Origin of the sequence: Methylophilus sp. DW102, from assembly GCF_037076555.1 — a bacterium.
GTDB classification, from domain to species: Bacteria; Pseudomonadota; Gammaproteobacteria; order Burkholderiales; family Methylophilaceae; genus Methylophilus; species Methylophilus glucosoxydans.
This window is the reverse complement of the sequence record NZ_AP029023.1, coordinates 1,116,993-1,135,481: the sequence shown is the minus strand read 5'-3', so window position 1 is coordinate 1,135,481 and position 18,489 is coordinate 1,116,993. Positions and strand designations below refer to the sequence as shown.

At 55.6% G+C, this 18,489-nt stretch carries 14 protein-coding genes; 1 reads left to right on the top strand and 13 read right to left on the bottom strand.

Annotation, left to right across the window (positions count from 1 at the left end; all coding sequences use genetic code 11):
• From AACH41_RS05225 to greB, 10 genes are all read right to left on the bottom strand, one after another.
• Nucleotides 1-1,038: a hypothetical protein gene (locus AACH41_RS05225; RefSeq protein ID WP_338657255.1), complete on the bottom strand. Its 1,038-nt coding sequence runs from the start codon at nucleotides 1,036-1,038 to the stop codon at nucleotides 1-3.
• Between the two features lie 14 nt (nucleotides 1,039-1,052).
• A complete protein-coding gene (locus AACH41_RS05220) occupies nucleotides 1,053-1,541 on the bottom strand; it encodes a hypothetical protein (RefSeq protein WP_338657253.1) in 489 nt (162 codons plus the stop codon).
• A 203-nt stretch (nucleotides 1,542-1,744) separates the two neighbouring features.
• Nucleotides 1,745-2,305: an elongation factor P gene (gene efp / locus AACH41_RS05215; protein ID WP_018986563.1), complete on the bottom strand. Its 561-nt coding sequence runs from the start codon at nucleotides 2,303-2,305 to the stop codon at nucleotides 1,745-1,747.
• Nucleotides 2,306-2,503: 198 nt separating this feature from the next.
• A complete protein-coding gene (earP, locus tag AACH41_RS05210; protein WP_338657249.1) occupies nucleotides 2,504-3,595 on the bottom strand; it encodes an elongation factor P maturation arginine rhamnosyltransferase EarP in 1,092 nt (363 codons plus the stop codon).
• A 130-nt stretch (nucleotides 3,596-3,725) separates the two neighbouring features.
• The gene (locus AACH41_RS05205; RefSeq protein WP_313984050.1) at nucleotides 3,726-4,229 is read right to left on the bottom strand and encodes a 3'-5' exoribonuclease; all 504 of its coding nucleotides are present in this window, start codon (nucleotides 4,227-4,229) and stop codon (nucleotides 3,726-3,728) included.
• A gap of 195 nt (nucleotides 4,230-4,424) precedes the next feature.
• Entirely contained in the window at nucleotides 4,425-4,817 is a 393-nt protein-coding gene (locus AACH41_RS05200; RefSeq protein ID WP_275357220.1) for a hypothetical protein, read from the bottom strand.
• Nucleotides 4,817-5,161 (bottom strand): heavy-metal-associated domain-containing protein, encoded by a 345-nt coding sequence (locus tag AACH41_RS05195; protein WP_313984047.1) that lies wholly within the window; start codon nucleotides 5,159-5,161, stop codon nucleotides 4,817-4,819. Before AACH41_RS05195 ends, AACH41_RS05200 begins: the two co-directional genes overlap by 1 nt.
• A 35-nt stretch (nucleotides 5,162-5,196) precedes the next feature.
• The gene (locus tag AACH41_RS05190; protein ID WP_338657246.1) at nucleotides 5,197-5,853 is read right to left on the bottom strand and encodes a hypothetical protein; all 657 of its coding nucleotides are present in this window, start codon (nucleotides 5,851-5,853) and stop codon (nucleotides 5,197-5,199) included.
• 72 nt (nucleotides 5,854-5,925) lie between these two features.
• Nucleotides 5,926-6,336, bottom strand: a complete 411-nt coding sequence (locus AACH41_RS05185; RefSeq protein WP_338657244.1) for a hypothetical protein — start codon at nucleotides 6,334-6,336, stop codon at nucleotides 5,926-5,928.
• 93 nt (nucleotides 6,337-6,429) lie between these two features.
• Entirely contained in the window at nucleotides 6,430-6,912 is a 483-nt protein-coding gene (gene greB / locus AACH41_RS05180; protein WP_194747074.1) for a transcription elongation factor GreB, read from the bottom strand.
• 268 nt (nucleotides 6,913-7,180) lie between these two features.
• On the opposite strand from greB, the gene AACH41_RS05175 reads away from it, so the two are divergent.
• Nucleotides 7,181-9,718: a methyl-accepting chemotaxis protein gene (locus AACH41_RS05175; RefSeq protein WP_338657242.1), complete on the top strand. Its 2,538-nt coding sequence runs from the start codon at nucleotides 7,181-7,183 to the stop codon at nucleotides 9,716-9,718.
• 64 nt (nucleotides 9,719-9,782) lie between these two features.
• Here the strand turns inward: AACH41_RS05175 and AACH41_RS05170 are convergent, their stop codons facing one another.
• From AACH41_RS05170 to AACH41_RS05160, 3 genes are all read right to left on the bottom strand, one after another.
• Nucleotides 9,783-10,151 carry a hypothetical protein gene (locus AACH41_RS05170; RefSeq protein WP_275356879.1) on the bottom strand — a complete coding sequence of 123 codons (369 nt, stop codon included), beginning with the start codon at nucleotides 10,149-10,151 and terminating at the stop codon, nucleotides 9,783-9,785.
• Between the two features lie 124 nt (nucleotides 10,152-10,275).
• A complete protein-coding gene (pbpC, locus tag AACH41_RS05165; protein ID WP_338657239.1) occupies nucleotides 10,276-12,471 on the bottom strand; it encodes a penicillin-binding protein 1C in 2,196 nt (731 codons plus the stop codon).
• A gap of 5 nt (nucleotides 12,472-12,476) precedes the next feature.
• Complete coding sequence (locus AACH41_RS05160) at nucleotides 12,477-18,467, bottom strand: MG2 domain-containing protein (RefSeq protein ID WP_338657237.1); 5,991 nt, start codon at nucleotides 18,465-18,467, stop codon at nucleotides 12,477-12,479.
• Nucleotides 18,468-18,489 lie beyond the last annotated feature (22 nt).

Below are 18,489 nucleotides of genomic sequence, written 5' to 3'. Positions count from 1 at the left end.
TCAACGGCCTGGGTTTGCAGGCCGCTTACCGTAATGATTTAGCGGTGCCGACGTGAACTGGATATCGGCACCGCTATGTTGTGCATATTGTAAAAATCCCAAGACTTCAGGGTGACTCAACTTGAGTCCATAAGCCACATAGGGGTACTCTGAGAGTGGCACCTGTTTCTGGAAGAACGGCCAGTTAGCGCTGGGATTGTAAAAGCGTTCAACCAGGCTGGTAATCGCCAATAACTCGTATTGTCCTTGTGCGTTCAACACCAGCCATGGCCCGCCAGAATCGCCCACCGTAGGCATGGGAATGGTATGGTCGTACTGGTCGAGGTCGTTTAATCGGTTTACCGCCAGCAGCGCCTTTTCGGCATGCACCAGTTCTTGCGTATAGGCAAACTGGGTCTGTGCTTGCAGGTGCAACATCTCGTCCATGTCGCGATAGGGCTTGGGCAATATCTGATAAAAATCCGACAGGTCATGCACAGGCTTGCGTTCGCCGCAGCGTGGATGCCGCGTATCCGCTTCGCCATAGCCGCGCCCATAGCCGCAAATCATAATCACATCTGGCACATGGTCGTCGATGCGAATGCGCAGCGGTTGGATCAGGCTTTGTACTTTGGCATCAAATACCAGCACAGCGACATCCTGAGTCAAATCTTCAGCTACACGGTCAAAGGGCCGGTAGAAGGCTTGTTTTAAGCGCACGTCCTCCAGTCCCAGCAGTTCAGGTTGCGCAATGCCTACCACGGGCAAATCTTTGGGGCCGGTCAGCCGCACCTCTTTCATGCAATGCGCAGCGGTAATCAGCGTCAATGGTTTGAGGCCCACAATGGCGGCACTGCAAATCGAGTCGTAATACTCCCACTTTTCAACAGACTGTAAAAAGTGTGCATGCTGTATGCTGAGCTTGACCGTGGAAATCGTCATGCCCGGAAACGTGAGCCCGTGAATAATGGCTTGCGTGGGATAGCCCATGGTCAATCCCAGACACACCACGAGCACAGGCGCAATCCGCCTGAGCAAGCCTTGCTTGATGTACCACATCAGGATTAAACCGCTTAGTGCAAGCTTCTGGCAGCGTTATTTTTTAACTCTATGGGGCCAAAACAGCTTTCAAGCGAAGGATCATCGTCATCACAAGAAATAAAACTGCTGCCATCAGGTTTAAACAGCACAAAACTGGTTTGCTCGGTATTGATTTCAGAATGTTGTTTGGTGCAATCCAGGGCCTTGTTACTTAAGGTCACGCGATGATTCAACTTGAAAAAACCATGTTCATCCGGTTGCGGGGTGACGTCATAACGCGCTTCAAGTTGCTCGTCGCCGCTGGTAAAAACCGCTGTGCCGTCTTCTTTAAACCAGTAGGTTTCGAGGCAACCACTCTCGGGCAATCTGGATTCCCAATAACCGATCAGGGGATGCTTGAGTGATCTGGGGTCTGCTTTCCCCTCTCCTTCTGCATGGACAGACAAACTGCTGAACAGCGTCGCCCCCAACACCACGGACAACAGGAAGAAGCTTGTTTTTTTGACTCGCTGATCACGCATTGCACACCCCCAAGATTGAAATGATGTAAAGCTGTCAGCGATTGTCATGGAAAAATTTTAAGCGCAGATAGTGAATGATTCACTTGAACGGTTGCATTATTTCCTAGAATGACGCACTACCAGGCATCATCGCACTGTCATCTCCAGTGGCAGGCAATAAAAAACCCCGGAAAATCCGGGGTTGGTCATCGCAAGCAGAGGAATTATTTCATCACGCGGTTGCGGTATTCACCTGTGCGGGTATCGATCTCGATTTTGTCGCCCTGGTTCACAAACAAAGGCACTGGAATTTCAAAACCGGAAGCGATTTTTGCTGGTTTCATGACTTTACCTGAAGTATCGCCTTTGACTGCAGGCTCGGTATAAGTGATCTCACGCACCACAGTGGTTGGCAGTTCGATAGAAATCGCTTTGCCTTCGTAGAAACGCACTTCACAGGGCATGCCGTCTTCGAGGTATGGCAGCGCGTCTTCCATAAACTCAGCGTCCACATCGTATTGGTTGTATTCAGCATCCATAAATACGTAGGTAGGATCAGCAAAGTAAGAGTAAGTCACTTCTTTCTTTTCGAGCACGATCACATCAAACTTGTCCTGTGCGTTGTAGACGTTTTCGCTAGGCGCTTCAGTCAACAAGTTTTTCATTTTCATTTTCACCACAGCCGCGTTACGGCCGGATTTGTTGTATTCAGTCTTTACAACCACCATCGGGTCGTTGCCAATCATCACTACGTTGCCAACGCGGAGTTCTTGAGCGATTTTCATAATAAGCCTTAATTTGTATGCGGGATTTTAAAACGCCGGATTATACCCGATATGCGTGACATTTCTCAAGAAAACAAGGGATTAAGTGACCACGCTTGCAAATTTCTGTGTTGCGCGTGACCCGTGCGCAAGCCGTATCTCATCGACTGCCTTGCTTGCTGCATTGTTAGCGCATCGCGCCTGATGCTGATCGTTCACTTAACGCCGGATTTTCTCAATAAAACGCACCAAGTTGGTGGCGAGATCTGGCTGCTGTGATTGTTGCGCTTTAAACGCTTGCGCATGGCTGGCAAGCGCGGGCAATGCAGTGACCAGCGATTGCCACAAGTCAGGACGCCAGTGCCCGCGTGCCCAGGCCAGCATGGTTTCACGCACGGTTTCGGCAACCGAGGCTTCGGCTAGTGCCAGATAGTGATCGAGAAAGGCATTGAGTTTAACCAGATGCGTTTCTTGGCTTTGCTGATACGGCAACCAGATCATGGGTTTGCCTGCCCACAATGCCCGTATCCAGCTATCCTCCCCGCGGACAAAATTCACATCGCACAGGTAAAGCAGGCGGTCGTAATCCGCTTGCGATAAAAACGGAATAACGAGAAACGTACACTGCTCGCGCTGGATCTGCTCACCCACCCGCAACGGGCTGCTGCCTAGCACATCGGCCAGCATAGGCGCGACTGTTTCTGGCACCAGCACAAACACCGGCTGGAGAGACTGCGCAAGCGACGCCACCAATGCGGCCAGCGGGGCATGCGCGTAGCAAAACAAGGAGAGCGTCAGTGTGTAAGGGGATGCGGCTATCGGCGAAGCAAATTCAAAGCTTGACCACTGCGCCGTCGCCTGCCATGCGTGCAAGCTGGCCTCACGTAGCAGGCCACCGGTCTGCGGCGTAAACCCGGGGTAAAAGAAATAACGGATCAAACCATTGGCTTGTGGTGAGGGTTGTGCATGAAACCCCTCTACCCAGGGTTCTGCAGATAAGTGATCGACATTGACCCAAGTGGCAGCGCCTTGCAACATGTCTTGCTGATAAGTCTCTGGCAAACCACAGCCAAAGGTTTCAATGACGACATCGGCCGCTGGTGAAAAATCTGCGTCTGCATTCCAGTGCCGTATCTCAATACGGGCATGCCCAGCACCCGCAAAACGTTCGGCCAACGCAAGATCATCTACCCACAGGCGCAGTGCAATATCGTACTCATCGGCCAATTGCCTGGCCAAGCGCCAGCACACGCCAATATCGCCAAAGTTATCCACCACTTTGCAAAAAATATCCCAGCGGACGCCAGACACAGCTTGGGAAAGTGACGCAACAGGGTGTATATGAGTCGCACACATAGGAGGAATAAAACGGGGGAATGCCCTTGAAACTCAGGAAGCGCTAGTCTACCCGATCTTGCCAGTGGTCGGCAGCCTGGCGCGTTTATGCCGCTGAGGCGGTGGTCATTTCAGCGGTTTCCAGCCAGGTCAATTGCAACAGCTTGGCATCGGTCGACGCGCGATGGGGCTCCAAAGCCATTTGCTCACGCAGGCGCTGCTTGGTCTCATGCCAGACGGCTTTCTGGTCAAGCGTGAGCGTCAGGCTCAAATCCTCAAGCTTGAAGTTGGGGCTCAAGCCAGCGGCCTCATACAAGCCGTGTAACCAGACAAAGTCTTGATACCAGCCATCGGTATATACCGTTTTGCCATTGAGCATATGATTCAAATGCAAGGCAATCTCGCGTGCCGTCGCGCCATAAGTTTCCAGAGACTGACGGGATTGATGGTGTAGCTTTTCCGCTTCATCATCCCAGTGCAGCCAGTCCGCATGCGGCTGTACTTGCGCACTCCAGGTCTGCCCGCTTTTATCCACATAGCCAATTTCGACCGGATAACTGCCAGCGCCAAAGCCAGAGGCTTCAATGTCGATGATGATAGGTGGATTCATGGCAACTCTCTGCATTGTTTTTCTAATTAAGTCATCGTCAAAAAGACGGACTTCTTTAATGAAACAGAATTATACGCAGGAATATGACGTGCAAATGAATTAAAAGCATTTGTTTTCAACCGCTTATTGACATTCAGCCGCATAAACGCGGCTGAATGTCCTCCCCCTGATTCATCCAACACCAGGGGATGCAACTCAAGCGATCAATAAGGGGGCAATAAAAGCGAAGAAGCTGCCGACCAAAAAGATGACCACAGAAAACCCGTAAATCCACAGGCTTTGCCGCCGGGTTTGCTGGCATAGCTTGGCTAACTGTGGATCCACCGGGCAAGGCAAATTGCGCGCACGCCACTGCATGATGCCGGCCAGCAGCAACATGCTGCCGGCCAGGCCAAACACCAGCGGCTTATGCTCGCTGATCCAGATCAGTTGCGGAAAATGGCTGATCAGGCTGGTCAGGGTTGCCACCGAGCCGATCGCCACCAGCGTGGCTGGCAAGGCACAGCAAATCAGCGTCGAGCCACTGGTGAATAGCGACAACAGATTCAACCGCTTGCTCGCCTGCAAATGATTGATTTCAGCGGCCATCATTTGCTACCTGCCTGGTGATCCGCCTTGACCACTTCTGCCTGAATCGCTTCAACAGTCTGGTTCACCCGGGCCAGCTTGGCCACCGTATAGCCAGCATCTTCAATCACTTTGCTAAAGGCCGCGTCGGAGACCTCCTGGCCATCTTTGAGTTGCAAGGCAACCACCCGGCTTTTCAGGTCAACAAATGCGGCCTGTTTCTGTGGCAAGGCATTGAGTTTTTTCTCGATGCCTTTGGCACAAAACGCGCAGACCATGCCGTTGACTTCGGCCTTGATCGTGGTCACGGCAAAAGCCGCAGGGGTCATTGCAGACAGCATTAATGTAATCAGTAATTTTTTCATGATTCAGATTCCTTTTATTCAATATTCAATCAGGGTTAAAACACAAACATGGCATTCAGGCGCGGCGCAAAGCCCTCGCCTTGCCAGGGGTTGGTCACCCCAAACTCAAGAAAGTAGTTTTTGTTGATGAGCCTTAGTGCAGGCGTCACCTGCACGGACGGATCGTTGTTGCGCATGGTTTTAACCTCCATCACAAACCATGGCTGGGTCTCGTTAAAGCCGGTTTCATAAAATGAAAACCCAGCTTGCACGGCGGCGGTGTCATAGTTCATGTGAGGGGCGCGGATCATGCGCGCCTTGGCGAGAAAATACAGCCGGGTAGACTCCACATCAAATTGCAGGCTGGGCGTATAGGCAAAGCCATCATAGTGACCGCTTGCCTCGCCGACGCTGCCGTTAAACCAGACATTGGCCTGGGCAGACGGCAGGTTCCAGCGTTTGATGATGCCGGTGTAATTGATCCCGGAAATAGTGGTGGCTTGCTCGCCTTTCCCCGACATGCGCATTTGCTCGACGCCAATGGCATGCCCAAAGGTGGGCGAGTAATTCAACATCCATTCCTGGTTGTAGCGACCGATCTCGGTCATGAGCATGGCGCTGTCCTCAAACCCCATCAGCGCCGCCGCGTGGGCGGTCAAACTAATCTGGCTGAGCAAGAAGGCGCCATAGGCAACATAACGTTGCTTAAACATATAGCCTCCATATTCAAAATGCAAAAACGCATTGTGCAAAAACGCTAGGTACGGACGGATTTGTCCTGGGCGTTAAGCGAATATGGGTGGCTTGATCGCGGGAGGGTAAGTTTGTGAGTGCACAGGATCTGCCTCAAACAAGGGGGCAGCATGAGACTGTGCGAAGAAGACAACAGCTGGAAAAGCTTGCAGATCGGCCACACCGGTGCTGACCATGCAAAAACCGCAGACACTGCACTGATGACCGGGCGCGACTTCACTATCCCCTTCAGGCATGGCATGTTCATGCGCGTCTGCCATATGGTGGCAAGGCATGGCCTCGGCCTGCGATTGCACTTGAGCAGAGCGGTCATGCGAAGACACAGCATGTGCGGCCAGATTGAAGGCCTGGTCAGCCAAGGTCATCTGCAATGACATGACGTTGGCAGCCATGACAAAGCATGGCAACCAGCAAATCAGGAACAAGCAGAGACGTTTACGCATGTCTTTAGGATAAGGCCTGGCGATGATTAGTTCAAGTCTTTGTCGATACTTTTACATGACGCTGCCAGCAGCGGGAGCGGCGCGATGCTTCCATCAGGCATAACGGATATCAATAATTTCATACTCGGTGTCGGCCCCTGGCGTCACCACATGTACGGTATCGCCCAGATTTTTGCCCAGCAGCGCTCTCGCCATCGGCGATACCCACGAAATATAGCCTTGTGAAGGATCCAGCTCATCCTGGCCGACGATGCGTATGGTTTTTTCGCTGTCATCACCAAGGTTAAACAAGGTCACCCAGGCGCCAAAAAACACTTTTTCAGTATTGGTTTGCGTATGGCTGTAAACAATCTCGGCGGCTTCCATGCGTTTGGTTAAAAAGCGGATACGCGAATCAATCTGCCGCAAGCGTCGTTTGCCGTAGATGTAATCCCCATTTTCGCTGCGGTCACCGTTGCCTGCCGCCCAGCTCACCACGCGGACCACCTCTGGCCGGTCGACTTTAATCAGGTATTGAAACTCTTTCTCCAGGGCGGCATAGCCCTCGGGCGTAATATAGTTTTTTTGTTCAGCCATTCAATTCCAAATCCATTTTTTGTGCCCCGCACGCTGACTTCAGAGGCAATCCCATGCTCGCCGAGCATATCATACAACATCATGAGTCTAGTACCCGCCAAGCAGCCATTCGCCTGTTGCATCCTCCCTTTGTGAAACATTTGTGAAAGTTTGATGAAAACGCTTTAGTTCAGGCCTTGTTTTACGTAAATAGGTTGAGCGTTGCAATCTGCACGCCCACGCCAGCCTGATGACTGGCCGTTGTTCAAGTTTGTCCCTGAGGAATTGCATGAAAAAGTCTCTCGCCCATCTCAATGTCGGCACCCGTTTGTTTTTAAGTTATGGATTGCTGATTTTATTTACCACCTTTATTTTTGTGATTGCCTGGCGCGGGTTTAATCATATCCACCAGACCTGGCAACAGTTTGAAACCGTACAGCTGACCAAACGAACCCAGATCGAAAACGCCAGCAAAGGCCTGGGAGATGCGGTACATCACTTTAAAAATTACATCCTCAGAGGCGGCCGCGAAGCCCGCAAATTTGAGCAAGGCCTCACCGATATTGAACAAGCCATGCAAGCCTATGCCGCGACCGGCGCGCTCAATGCCCAGGAAAAAGAGATTTTAGGCAATATCACCCTTGCCCTGACCACTTATCGTGACGCCATGAAACGCTGCGAAGCGCTCAAAAACGAAGGCATGGGCGTGACTGAGATTGATGCGACAGTCAAAGGCGCGGACAAGCCATTAAATCATTCCCTCAGGCTGCTGATGGATATGAATACTGCAGGCGTGTCGGATGCTTCTGCGCAATTTGCATCCACCATTGCCAGCGCGAACAAGCAGATCGAAATCGCATTACTGGTGGCGATAGTCATGGCCATGCTCATCGCCTGGAAAATGACCCACTCCATCACCAGACCGCTCGATCAGGCACTGAGCATGTCGCAGCATATCGCCAATGGTCAGTTTATTGTGCAGGCAGCGGCACAAGGGAGCGACGAAACTGCCCGGCTGTTAAACGAAATGCAGCGCATGCAAGCCAATATTCAGAACATCGTGCAATCCCTGAATGAAATGTCCAGCCAGCACCGGGCCGGCATGATTGATTACCGCATAGACAGCAGCCAATTTGCGGGCGCCTATCAGCAACTGACTTCAGGCATTAACCAGATGGTCGAGGAGCATATTGAGGCGCAGAGCCAGTCTTTGCAGGTGGTCACAGCCTTTGGCGAAGGGGATTTCAACCAGCCACTGGCGGCTTTCCCTGGTCAACGCAGCTATATCAATCAGAGCATTGAGCAGGTACGCCAAAACTTCAAACGCCTGATGGAAGATGTGCATACGCTGTCAGCCGCCGCGGAACAGGGCCAACTCTCCAAACGCGTGGATGAATCACGTCATCAGGGTGAATTCAGGCAGATTGTGGCCGGCTTTAACCAGACGCTGGATGCCGTGGTCACGCCCTTGCAGACCACGGCGCATTATCTGGATCAAATGGCGGCAGGCAATATTCCGACCCAGATTGACACCCAGTTTGCCGGTGACTTTAACCTGATGCAAACCAGCCTGCAGCACTGCGCACAGGCGATTCACCAGCTGATCAGCGATGTTCATCACCTGGCCTCGGACGCACAACAGGGCAAACTGGATACACGGGTAGACGTTGAAGCACACGCCGGGGATTTCCGTCAGATTATCCAGGGCATCAACCAGACCCTGGACGCGGTGGTCTCGCCACTGCATGTGGCGGCAGACTGCGTGAAACGCATTGCGGCGGGAGATCTGCCCGCCCCTATCCATAACCAGTACCATGGGGACTTCAAGGTGCTGATCAACAACCTGAACACCTGCATCCTGTCCGTGAAGCGACTGGTAGCCGATACGCGCCAGATTGCCGATGAAGCCCAGCAAGGCCAACTGTATAGCCTGGTGGATGTGACGGCGCATGCTGGCGATTTCAGGCTGGCCTTGCAAGGCTCACAAGAGATTCTGCAACGCATGGTGGCGCCGATAGAAACCGTCAAGCAAGCGGCTGAAACCATACAGGTGGCTGCCGCAGAAATTGAAAAAGGTAATAACGACCTGTCACGCCGTACCGAGACGCAAGCCAATGCCCTGCAAGAAACATCAGCCAGTCTGGAAACCCTGACCAGCCATATCAAGCAAACGGCCGACCATGCACGTCAGGCCCGCCAGCAGGCCAGTCAGGCCAACCAGATGGCCTTGCAAGGCGGCGATGCCTTTAAAGCACTGTCGACCACCATGCAAGGCATCAATGAGACCTCGGACCAGATCGCCCAAATCACCAGCGTGATTGACAGCATTGCCTTCCAGACCAACATCCTGGCGCTGAATGCCGCGGTAGAAGCTGCGCGTGCCGGTGAAGCTGGCCGTGGCTTTGCCGTGGTGGCAGGCGAAGTGCGCAACCTGGCCACCCGCTCGGCCGCTTCAGCCAAAGAGATCAAGGAATTGATTGCCGCCTCGGTCAGCCAAACTAATGTCAGTGCCAAACAAGTGGGGCAAGCCGGCCGCACCATGCAGGACATTGTGCTGGCCGTGCAACAGGTGTCCAGTAGCATAGGCGCTATCTCCGAAGCAGCCGGTCAGCAAAGTGACGGCATGCAGCAGATTTATGCCTCGATGACCGCCATCGACGAGACCACGCAGCAAAATGCCGCCTTGGTAGAAGAAGCTGCCGCGGCCGCAGAAAGCATGCTGGAACAGGTGCACACCCTGGTGGCCTCCGTCAATCAGTTCAAACTGGAGGCAACACCAGAAGAAACACTCGCCCTGCCACAACAGGCGTGGCGCTTAAGTGCCTGAAGCTTGCCTAGCCCCAGGCATAAAAAAATGCGCCCGGCCTGGGCGCATTTTTTGTGCTTCACGGTTAATTGTAATCGTCATTCACCTTTAACACGTTATAAACGTAGTAGCTGGTCTCACCAAAGCAGCTTGACGGTACGCCCTTGTGCTCTTCATATTGCAACCGGACGCGCTCACCAGACAAGGCATTGATTTTGGGAATCACGGCCGGATCGCGCACGGTAAAGTAAAACTTCTCGGCCTGGGTGCCGGGCACGGTGACCAGCACCAACTCGCCCTCCCAGGTTTTGCACAACCAGCCTTTATTCGAGAGTTTTTGCACATAGCCGACCCGGTCCCCCGATGAATATACCCAACTCAAGCTGGCCCAGGTATAGAGTGCAAACAAGGCCACCGGCAACAATAACCATAACAGCCACTTTAATACACGCATGTTTAAAATCCTGCTCTTCCGTAAATGATGAATTGTATGGCTGAATCATAAGGGATAAATCACTTGTACAGCCATATTTATTGTCATGGCTAACAGTTTGCCTTGTGGCCGCCTGGCCCTAGACTTAAGCCGGGGCTTTAAGGGCTATTGCCCGCACTTCAAACGGGTGCTGATCCAACAGCTGGCCGTGCTTGTCCCGCAGGCTTAAGACATGTTTGCCTGGGGGCGGCAAAGGAATCGTCAGTTGTGGCAAACGGCATTGGTTGATCAAGTGCTGATCCAGATACAGACAGCCCTGCCCGCTCCAGGCGGCTTGCACCAGCAAGGCTTGTTTGCGGTCGGGAATATCCGGATCTGGCGCAATCACCGCCCCCGCCGGTGGCGCAATCAGCTGTGCTTGTAGCGGTGCCAGACGAAGGGTGGTTGTAGCTGGCAGTGGCGCATTGCCTAGCACCCACTCTTGCCGGGGGGCCTCGATGGCTGGCACATAATGCACGGTTTGCGCCGCGACACCGGCTGGCGGCACAGGCGGCGTAGACGCGCTGTCCCGGTGCAGATATTCCATGATGTCACGCCACACCGGCGCTGCGCCTGTCACGCCTGACACATCCCACATTGGCTCGCCGGAAAAGTTACCGACCCAAACCCCTACCGTATAGCGCTGGCTGTAGCCTATCGCCCAGTTGTCACGCATGCCTTTGCTGGTGCCGGTTTTCACCGCCGCCCATCCCCGCGTCGATAATGGGCTGGACAAGCCAAAAGTCATACTGCGCGCCACCGGGTCAGACAAAATATCACCGATGATAAAGCTGGTTTGCGGAGTCAACACCTGGCGTGATGGGGACAAAGGCTTGGTGCCTGTGTGAAAGCTGACTGGCTGCCACTGACCACCATTGGCCAGTGCCCGGTAAGCATTGGTGAGCTGGAGCAAGCTGGTTTCGGCACCGCCCAGGGCGAGGCCAAAACCATAAAAATCGGCATCCTGTTTCAAACCCTGCAAGCCCAGCTGTTGCAGGGTGTGTAAAAAACGGTCCACACCCACCAGCGTTAAGGCACGCACGGCAGGTACATTTAACGATGAGGCGAGCGCCGTGCGCACACTGACCGCGCCATGAAAATGGCGGTCATAGTCTTGTGGAATATACAAGCCGCTGGGCGTGGTCAGTGCCAGCGGTGAGTCATCCAGCACCGAGGCGGCTTGCAGCCACCCCTGATCTATCGCCAGTGCATACAAAAAAGGCTTGAGCGTAGACCCTGGCTGCCGCAACGCGGCCACGCCATCCACCGCTGCAGCCCCGGATAAATCGCCGCTGGAGCCAACATAGGCCAGTACCTCGCCACTGGTATTGTCAAGCACCAGCACCGCGCCGTCGGTCACATGCTGGCTGGCCAGTTGAGCCAGATGGGTTTGTAATGTTTGCCGGGCAAAACGTTGCACACTGGCATCCAAGCTGCTGCGGTCACGCTGTCCGGCCTGTGTGAGTAACCGCCTGGCCACATGGGGCGCATCATCCTGCCCGGCCATCGAGAAAGGCCGTTTCGGTAACAAGGCGGCGCGTATCCACAAGCGCTCGCAGTCTTGGCGTGCATCCTGCGTGTGCGTATGCGTCAGCACATCGCAAGCGCGCCTGGCCAGACGCGAAGCACCGGCGGCTGGCGCCCGCACCAGCGCTGCCAGCAAGGCCGCATCCAGACGATCCAGTGCCGCCGGGCCTTTGGCCAGCAAGCCACGCGCGGCCGCATCGATGCCCACCAGTTCGCCACGAAACGTCACCCGATTTAAATACGCCTCCAGAATCTGGTTTTTCTGCCAATCATGATCAATGGCCAGTGCCAGACGAATTTGTGCCAGCTTGAAGCGCCATGGCGAGGTGTGTGAAAAGCCAGGCTGGGTGTCTTGCAGCCATAACTTGGCTAACTGCATGGTCAATGTACTGCCGCCGCGTCGATGCGGGCGATGCAGGTTATCCCAGATGGCAGACAACAGAGCCCACGGATCCACCCCCGCATGCTGATAAAAGCGCTTGTCCTCGGCCACCAGCATGGCCTGCTGCAAGCGTGGGGAAATCTGTGCCAGCGGCACCCAGTCCAGCCTGCGGTAATCATGATTCAGGCGCAAGCGTTGCAGCGGTGCGCCATGTCGATCCAGCAGCCAGGCCTCTGAACTCTGGCTGTGTTGCTTAAACTGGCCGAAGTCTGGCACCTTCACTGTCGCCACCCACAGGATCAGCAAGCAGATTCCGGCCAGCAGGACCAGCACTGCGCAAAGCCACGGACGACTGCGCAGGCTGAACCACAATGGCAGGAGGAAACGTCGCATCAATCTCACTGTACCTGCATGGCAGGCACCGGCAACTCGGCAAACACTTCTGGCGCATACATAGCCTCCACCCGGCTGCCAGGCAGGCTGAACTGGCCGGGCTGATTGAGTCTGACCGTATATTCGACCGTGAATTTACCCTTGGGCACGTAGGCATAATAAGCCCTGAAACCATCCAGTGCGCGCTCTTCATAGGCCGGGCGTTGCCAGCCCAGGCGTTGCTCGTTTTGCGTCAGTTGCTGGCTGTCTCCGCCCAGGCCACTGCCGAGGATGGTCGCGCCACTGGGCACCGGGTCATTGATGACCACCCAGGTCATGTCGGCTTGCGCCTCAACCGTGAGGCGGACGCGGTAGACATCGCCCCGTTGCCAGCGGCCAGCCGTTTTTTGCGACACTGGCGTGACCTCACGTTGCAAGCGATAACCAGCGAACAGAGGCGCTTGCACAGGCAACGCGGCTTTAGATGTGACAAATGCCCAGGGCTTACCTTCACCCTGCTGCTGGATTTGCAATGGAGCTGCCGCCTGCGGCCAGGCATACTGCGTCAGCAATCCCCCCGCTTCGGCCCATGGCGCGAGCTGGTTGGCGGCAATGATACCTTTAGCAGGCTTGGCACTGGCGGCGCGTGACCAAGGCAAATGCTGGCTTTGCCCCGCCAGGCTGAGCTCGACCTGGCCAGTCACCGCCGCCTGTTCATGGGCTTTTTGGAAATGCCGCAATGCCAGCACGCCCCAGGCATTCGCCAAGGTAGTCCGCCAGTGGCCAGCCTGTTGGCGGGACAATAAGCCACGTGCGAGACGCCCTGCATCCTCAGCAGGCAATTGCGGGTCTGCCGCCAGCAGGTCCAACGTACGCGCCGCATTGACGTCGGGCGACACCATCAACCACCACAGGTCATCCTGTTTCTCGGTCGAAAACGTGAACTGGGTGTCTGAAACCATCCAGCGCGATTGCAGCACCTGCATGGCCTGGGCGCGCTTTTGCTCAGCCTCTGGCAGCGTTGGCATGCGTTTAAGAATCGATAACCAGTCAATCACGCCTGAGGTCGGCCACAGTTCGGGGCGAATCTCTAATGCCTCCAGCATTTCTGGTCTGGCATGGTCATAGCGCGCCAGGGCGTCAATGGCGGCCAGCTTGCGCAACACGACATCCGCGGTTTGAATGCTGCCATAGCGGTGAATGCGGCCAGCGACAAAATCTTCCAGGCCTTTGAGCATGCGCTCACGCGCGTTCTCAGGGATGTCATAGCCTGCAGCATCGGCAATTTGCAATAAATAACTGGTCAGACTGTCATCGCCTTGCAGCCAATCCATGGGGAAATAACGCGCCAGACCATCGCCATCGAGGTGCTGCCCCAGACTGAGCATCACGCTATTCCAGCGGGCCTGATCCTCCAACGTCACCGCCACCGAGGCGCGCTGCTCCAGGCAGATATACGGATAGCGCTGCATCCATTCACGCACGCCAGACAGGCTACCGACCAGCGAGCGGTTAAGCCGCACGTCTATGCCGCCACGGCCAGGCACCGCCTGCGCCGGGGCTTGTACCGTCATCCGCCAGGGTTGACCCGTTTGCAACTGCTGTATGGTCTGCTGGTAGACACGAACCGGATAAGCGGCACCGACCTGCTGGTGGATGTTTAAGCGGTCTTTGATTTGCAAACGATTGGGGGATGGCGCGGTAGACTCGCCGACCACCGCCGCATCTATTTGCCAATCCAGGCCGGTCACGTTGTAAGGCACGCGGACCGCAAACGCCAGCGTCGCCGCCTGACCAGCGGCCAGCTTGACGCGCTGCGGTTTGGGTGCTCCCTCAACGCCTAACGGAGTAGCAGTCACTTGGATGGTGAGGGGCTGCTGGCTGGCATTGCGCACGGTCACCATGGCCTGCAGCTGATCGCCTTCCCGCACAAACGGCGGCAATCCAGAAAACAGCATCAGGTCTTGCGTGGTGCGGATCAGCGCACTGCCCGAGCCAAAGCGGGACGCACCGGCATGGGCAATCGCAGCAATGCGGAAACTGGTCAAGGCATCATTGAGCGGGATGCTGACACTGGCCTGGCCGTGTTTATCCAGCTTGATCACCGGCTTCCACAGCAGCAAGGTATCAAACAGCTCGCGCGCGTTAGCGCCTTGTCCGCCGCCGCCGCCGGGGGCGACGGCTTTTTTACCAAAGTGGCGTTTACCGATTACCTGCGATTGTGCCGTTGACGTATAGACCTCAATCGGCCGCCGCTGCATCATGGCCTCCAGCAACTGCCAGGAATCAGGCTTGGCTAGTTGCAGCAAGCCTTCATCCACTGCAGCCAGTGCCACTTCAGCATTCGAGAGCGGCTTACCTGCCGTGTCTGTCACCGTCAGCTTAACCTTGGCCTGCTCGCGCACCCGGTAAACCGGGTGTTCAGGCTCCACCTTGACCTTGAGGGCATAGCCTTGCCAGCCCACCTTGATTTGCGTCATGCCGAGCTTGAAGGCAGGCTTGCTTAAATCCACCAGCGCCGTTGGCCGCGTATCCACTTCAACCGGCAAATGATCGACCAGGCCGAAAAACTGGCCCACCTGATAGACCATGCGTTTAAGCCAGGCAAAGCGTCCGGGCGCTTGCGGATCAACCCGGCCACGCACCACCATCACCGACACATAGGCATTGGGCCCATATTCGGCCGCGATCGGCACCTTGACGATGGGCGACTTCATGCTGATCTTGCTGACAAACGAAGCCAGTACGCCTTCACGCTCCACCGTCACCAGGGCTGTCGCTTCGCGGAAAGGCATGCGTACTTCAAACTGTGCCGTCTCGCCTGGCGCATACTCGCGCTTATCAGCCAGAATATCAATGCGGTCGCTGGCGCCTGCGCTATACCAGCCGTCTTCGTCAGCCACATACACTTCCTGGCTGGCGATGGCAGGCTGTTTTTTGCTGTCTTTGGTGGTTGCCACCAGAATCAATTCGCCACTGGCTGGAGCTGCCCCCTTGCAACTCAGCAAGCCCTGGCCATCGGTTTGCCCATCGCAAACCGCGCCCACATGTTTGACTTCAGCGGTTTGTTCATACGCATAAAACCCGCCCAGCAACCGTTTACGGTAGGCATAGGTATGCCGCTGGTAGGCCTCAACAGCGACCGTCTGCCGCACCAGCGGTTTGCCTGTGCTATCCAGCGCCAGCACCTTAAACGCTAGGCTCTCCTGCGTCGCAAAATAACTGTCCATTTTAATGCCCAGATTCACAGCCGAGGGCAGCAGCAGCGCTTGCGTGGCTGCCGTCAGTATCTGGCCGTTGGGGTCGGCATATTCCATCTCCACCTGCAAGGCATGGGCGGTACGTACACTGGGCAAACGGTCAAACGTGACACGCGCACCGCCACTGCCATCCAGCGTCACTGCCTGCGTGCGGGGCGGGTAGCGCTTGTCACTGTCAGCAGATGCTGGATCCGAGGATTGCCCATCACTCCAGCCTTCTTCCGGGTCATAAGAAAAAGGTTGTATGGCGTGCAGCCCTTCCTGTGGCCGCTCACCGCCAAAACGAAACGCCTCATCCTGCGCAAACTGCATGGTATAAGGCTCTAGCCGACTGCGAAACTTGACCGGCAAGCCAGCCGCAGGCCCGCCCGCCAGATAGTTGAGTTGCACATCCACCTGTAATTGACGCTGGTTGACCACCGGTGCGGCGGGCGGTTTGAGGCTGGCATGCATCAAGGGCACGCGGTATTGCTCAACCCGGAAATGCCCCATCGTTACCTCCATGCCCTCCACGGTCATGGTCACCACATAGTTGCCCAGCTTGGCTTCTTTGGGAATCGCCCAGCTAGACGTACCGGCCGCATTGGCCCAGCGCACCGCGCGCGTCTCGCTTTCGCCGCTGCCCTGATGCGTCAAGGTGATCTCATCCGGCAACCGCTCGGGCAGCCGCAGACCTTTACCGGTATGCAAGCGCACAAAGTGCTTCATGGAGACGGTTTCACCGGCGCGGAACAAGGGGCGGTCAAATACCGTATGCGCCAGTACCGGGCCCGCTGTCTCGCCGCCGCCCAGGTTAAATTGCCAGGGGCTGAGGCCATCGTCCCACTGTGAAAACATAAACGACAAATCATCGTCTTTGCGTGCCGTGACCAGATGACCATAACAACTTTTGCGGTAGCTGTCTTCAAGGGCCTGTGCAATGTTCGCGCGGCCCAGGCGGTCGGTTTTGCCTTGCCAGAGCAAGACACCATCGCAGGTGGATACCCTGACTTCGGCGCCAGAGACCGGTTTGGCATTATCCAGCCGCGTCACCCACACCAGCGATGACTCATGGCCTTTTTTGTAATGCACGGCCAGGTTGGTGACCAGCGCGCTGGAGGAAACATAATAAGGTTTTTGCTCGCCATGCAACGCCGCCCCCAGGCGGTCACTGGCAAACTCGACCACATAGAATCCAGGCTTTTGCAGCGGAATACCTAGCACCTCAAACGTTTTTTGCCCTTGCCTGCGCGGCAGGCGGATCTCACTGGAAGCTACGTCCTGGTTGCCTATTAGCAGGGGGATTTCACCCTCGCGCGGGTAACGGTCATGCGTTTTCAAAAAGGCGTCAGACTCCCCACTGCCATAAGGATGCTGGGTGACTTTAAAATACCAGGCCGCCAGTTCGGCATCATTCTCGGGTTGCAAGCGGCCCACACGGCCAGATTGCTCGGCATTGGCGCCGGGGGTGATGCGCGCGCCTTGCAAGGTGACCTCGACATTACGCACCGTCACCGGCAAGGCAGGTTGCGCATACCGCTCCAAAATGCCAAATTTTGCGGGGAACTTGATCAGGGGCGGATCAACATCCATTGTCATCGCCAACGGGAAAGCGCGCGCATTGACCGGCACGCGCCCGGCATCATCTTTAAAATCACCAGGCAATTGCAACACCACCCGGCTATTGGCGGTAAACGGTCCTTTGAACTGCACGGCCTCCAAGGTCTCGCGTTGTGCATAGTCTGCAATCACCGGCTTTTGCGTGCTGCCATCCGGCAGCTTGAGGCGAATCGCTTCAGCCTGGCGACGACTGACGGGCGCATTAAATTGCACCTGGATCGGCAACACCGGAATACAGCCAGCCTTGGCATTGGTGCGTGTACAGCTTGCATTCACCTTAAACGCATCGCGCACTTTAAACCGCAGCACTTGCGGCTTGTTGGCAACCACACCACTGACGGAGGTGATGCCTGCGTCCCAATGCAAACTCACCTCACTGCCCGCTGGCAACGGGCGGCTGCACTGTGCCACCACAATATTCGCCTGCTGCATACGGCGGTCTTTGACTGAGAGCAGACCCTGCTGCGCATTTTTAAACAACACCAAAAACAACTGGCTGGCGCGGTCTTTTTGCTCGCGCAGGATCTGCTCGCGTGCCTGGCCCGTGATCAACTTGAGCGGAAACAGCTCACCTATACCTTGTATGCTGCAAGCCGCATGCTGCTTGACGCTGCCTTCATTGACAGGCGCATCAAGCCCCAGCAAAAACACCTGTGACTCATCGATATATTCAATGCCCTCTTCTGGCAGCGAGGTGACGATGGCCGGCCCCCCGGTTGAAAAACTGAAGGATTGCGACGAAACCGGTGTGCCCGCGACGCTTTGCAAACCTTTTTTAACAGAGAAGCGGCATTGCAAACCGGCCGGTAAATCGGTCTCAAAGTCATACACCCACTGCCTGTCATCCAGCCAATGCCCCTGGCCTTTGGCATCGCATTGAATGTCAAACGGTGCAGGCAGACGCGGATCACCAAAAGCCACCATGGGCAGCGAAAACCGGGCGCTGACTTGTCTAACCGCCTTCACCTCGCCTTGCGGTGCAAAGGTCACGCGCGCTTCGGTGTCAGCCTCGGCCGCCCATACATGTCCGCCCAGCAACCCTAGCCACAGCACACAACAGGCAGCCAGCCAACTTGCAGTCATCCAGCCGGTGGCAAGGCGCTCAGAAAACCGCGCCGGTTGTGCGCGCACAGCGTGTGTCAAAAAACGGGCCAGCATAGCGTGATCCTTAATATGGCAA

Coding starts and splice junctions, on each gene's coding strand:
- AACH41_RS05200 (WP_275357220.1), bottom strand. CDS start 4,817: ATGGCCGCTGAAATCAATCATTTGCAGGCGAGCAAGCGGTTGAATCTG.
- AACH41_RS05205 (WP_313984050.1), bottom strand. CDS start 4,229: ATGAATCCACCTATCATCATCGACATTGAAGCCTCTGGCTTTGGCGCT.
- greB (WP_194747074.1), bottom strand. CDS start 6,912: ATGGCTGAACAAAAAAACTATATTACGCCCGAGGGCTATGCCGCCCTG.
- AACH41_RS05170 (WP_275356879.1), bottom strand. CDS start 10,151: ATGCGTGTATTAAAGTGGCTGTTATGGTTATTGTTGCCGGTGGCCTTG.
- AACH41_RS05160 (WP_338657237.1), bottom strand. CDS start 18,467: ATGCTGGCCCGTTTTTTGACACACGCTGTGCGCGCACAACCGGCGCGG.
- efp (WP_018986563.1), bottom strand. CDS start 2,305: ATGAAAATCGCTCAAGAACTCCGCGTTGGCAACGTAGTGATGATTGGC.
- AACH41_RS05225 (WP_338657255.1), bottom strand. CDS start 1,038: ATGTGGTACATCAAGCAAGGCTTGCTCAGGCGGATTGCGCCTGTGCTC.
- AACH41_RS05190 (WP_338657246.1), bottom strand. CDS start 5,853: ATGTTTAAGCAACGTTATGTTGCCTATGGCGCCTTCTTGCTCAGCCAG.
- AACH41_RS05195 (WP_313984047.1), bottom strand. CDS start 5,161: ATGAAAAAATTACTGATTACATTAATGCTGTCTGCAATGACCCCTGCG.
- AACH41_RS05185 (WP_338657244.1), bottom strand. CDS start 6,336: ATGCGTAAACGTCTCTGCTTGTTCCTGATTTGCTGGTTGCCATGCTTT.
- AACH41_RS05175 (WP_338657242.1), top strand. CDS start 7,181: ATGAAAAAGTCTCTCGCCCATCTCAATGTCGGCACCCGTTTGTTTTTA.
- AACH41_RS05220 (WP_338657253.1), bottom strand. CDS start 1,541: ATGCGTGATCAGCGAGTCAAAAAAACAAGCTTCTTCCTGTTGTCCGTG.
- pbpC (WP_338657239.1), bottom strand. CDS start 12,471: ATGCGACGTTTCCTCCTGCCATTGTGGTTCAGCCTGCGCAGTCGTCCG.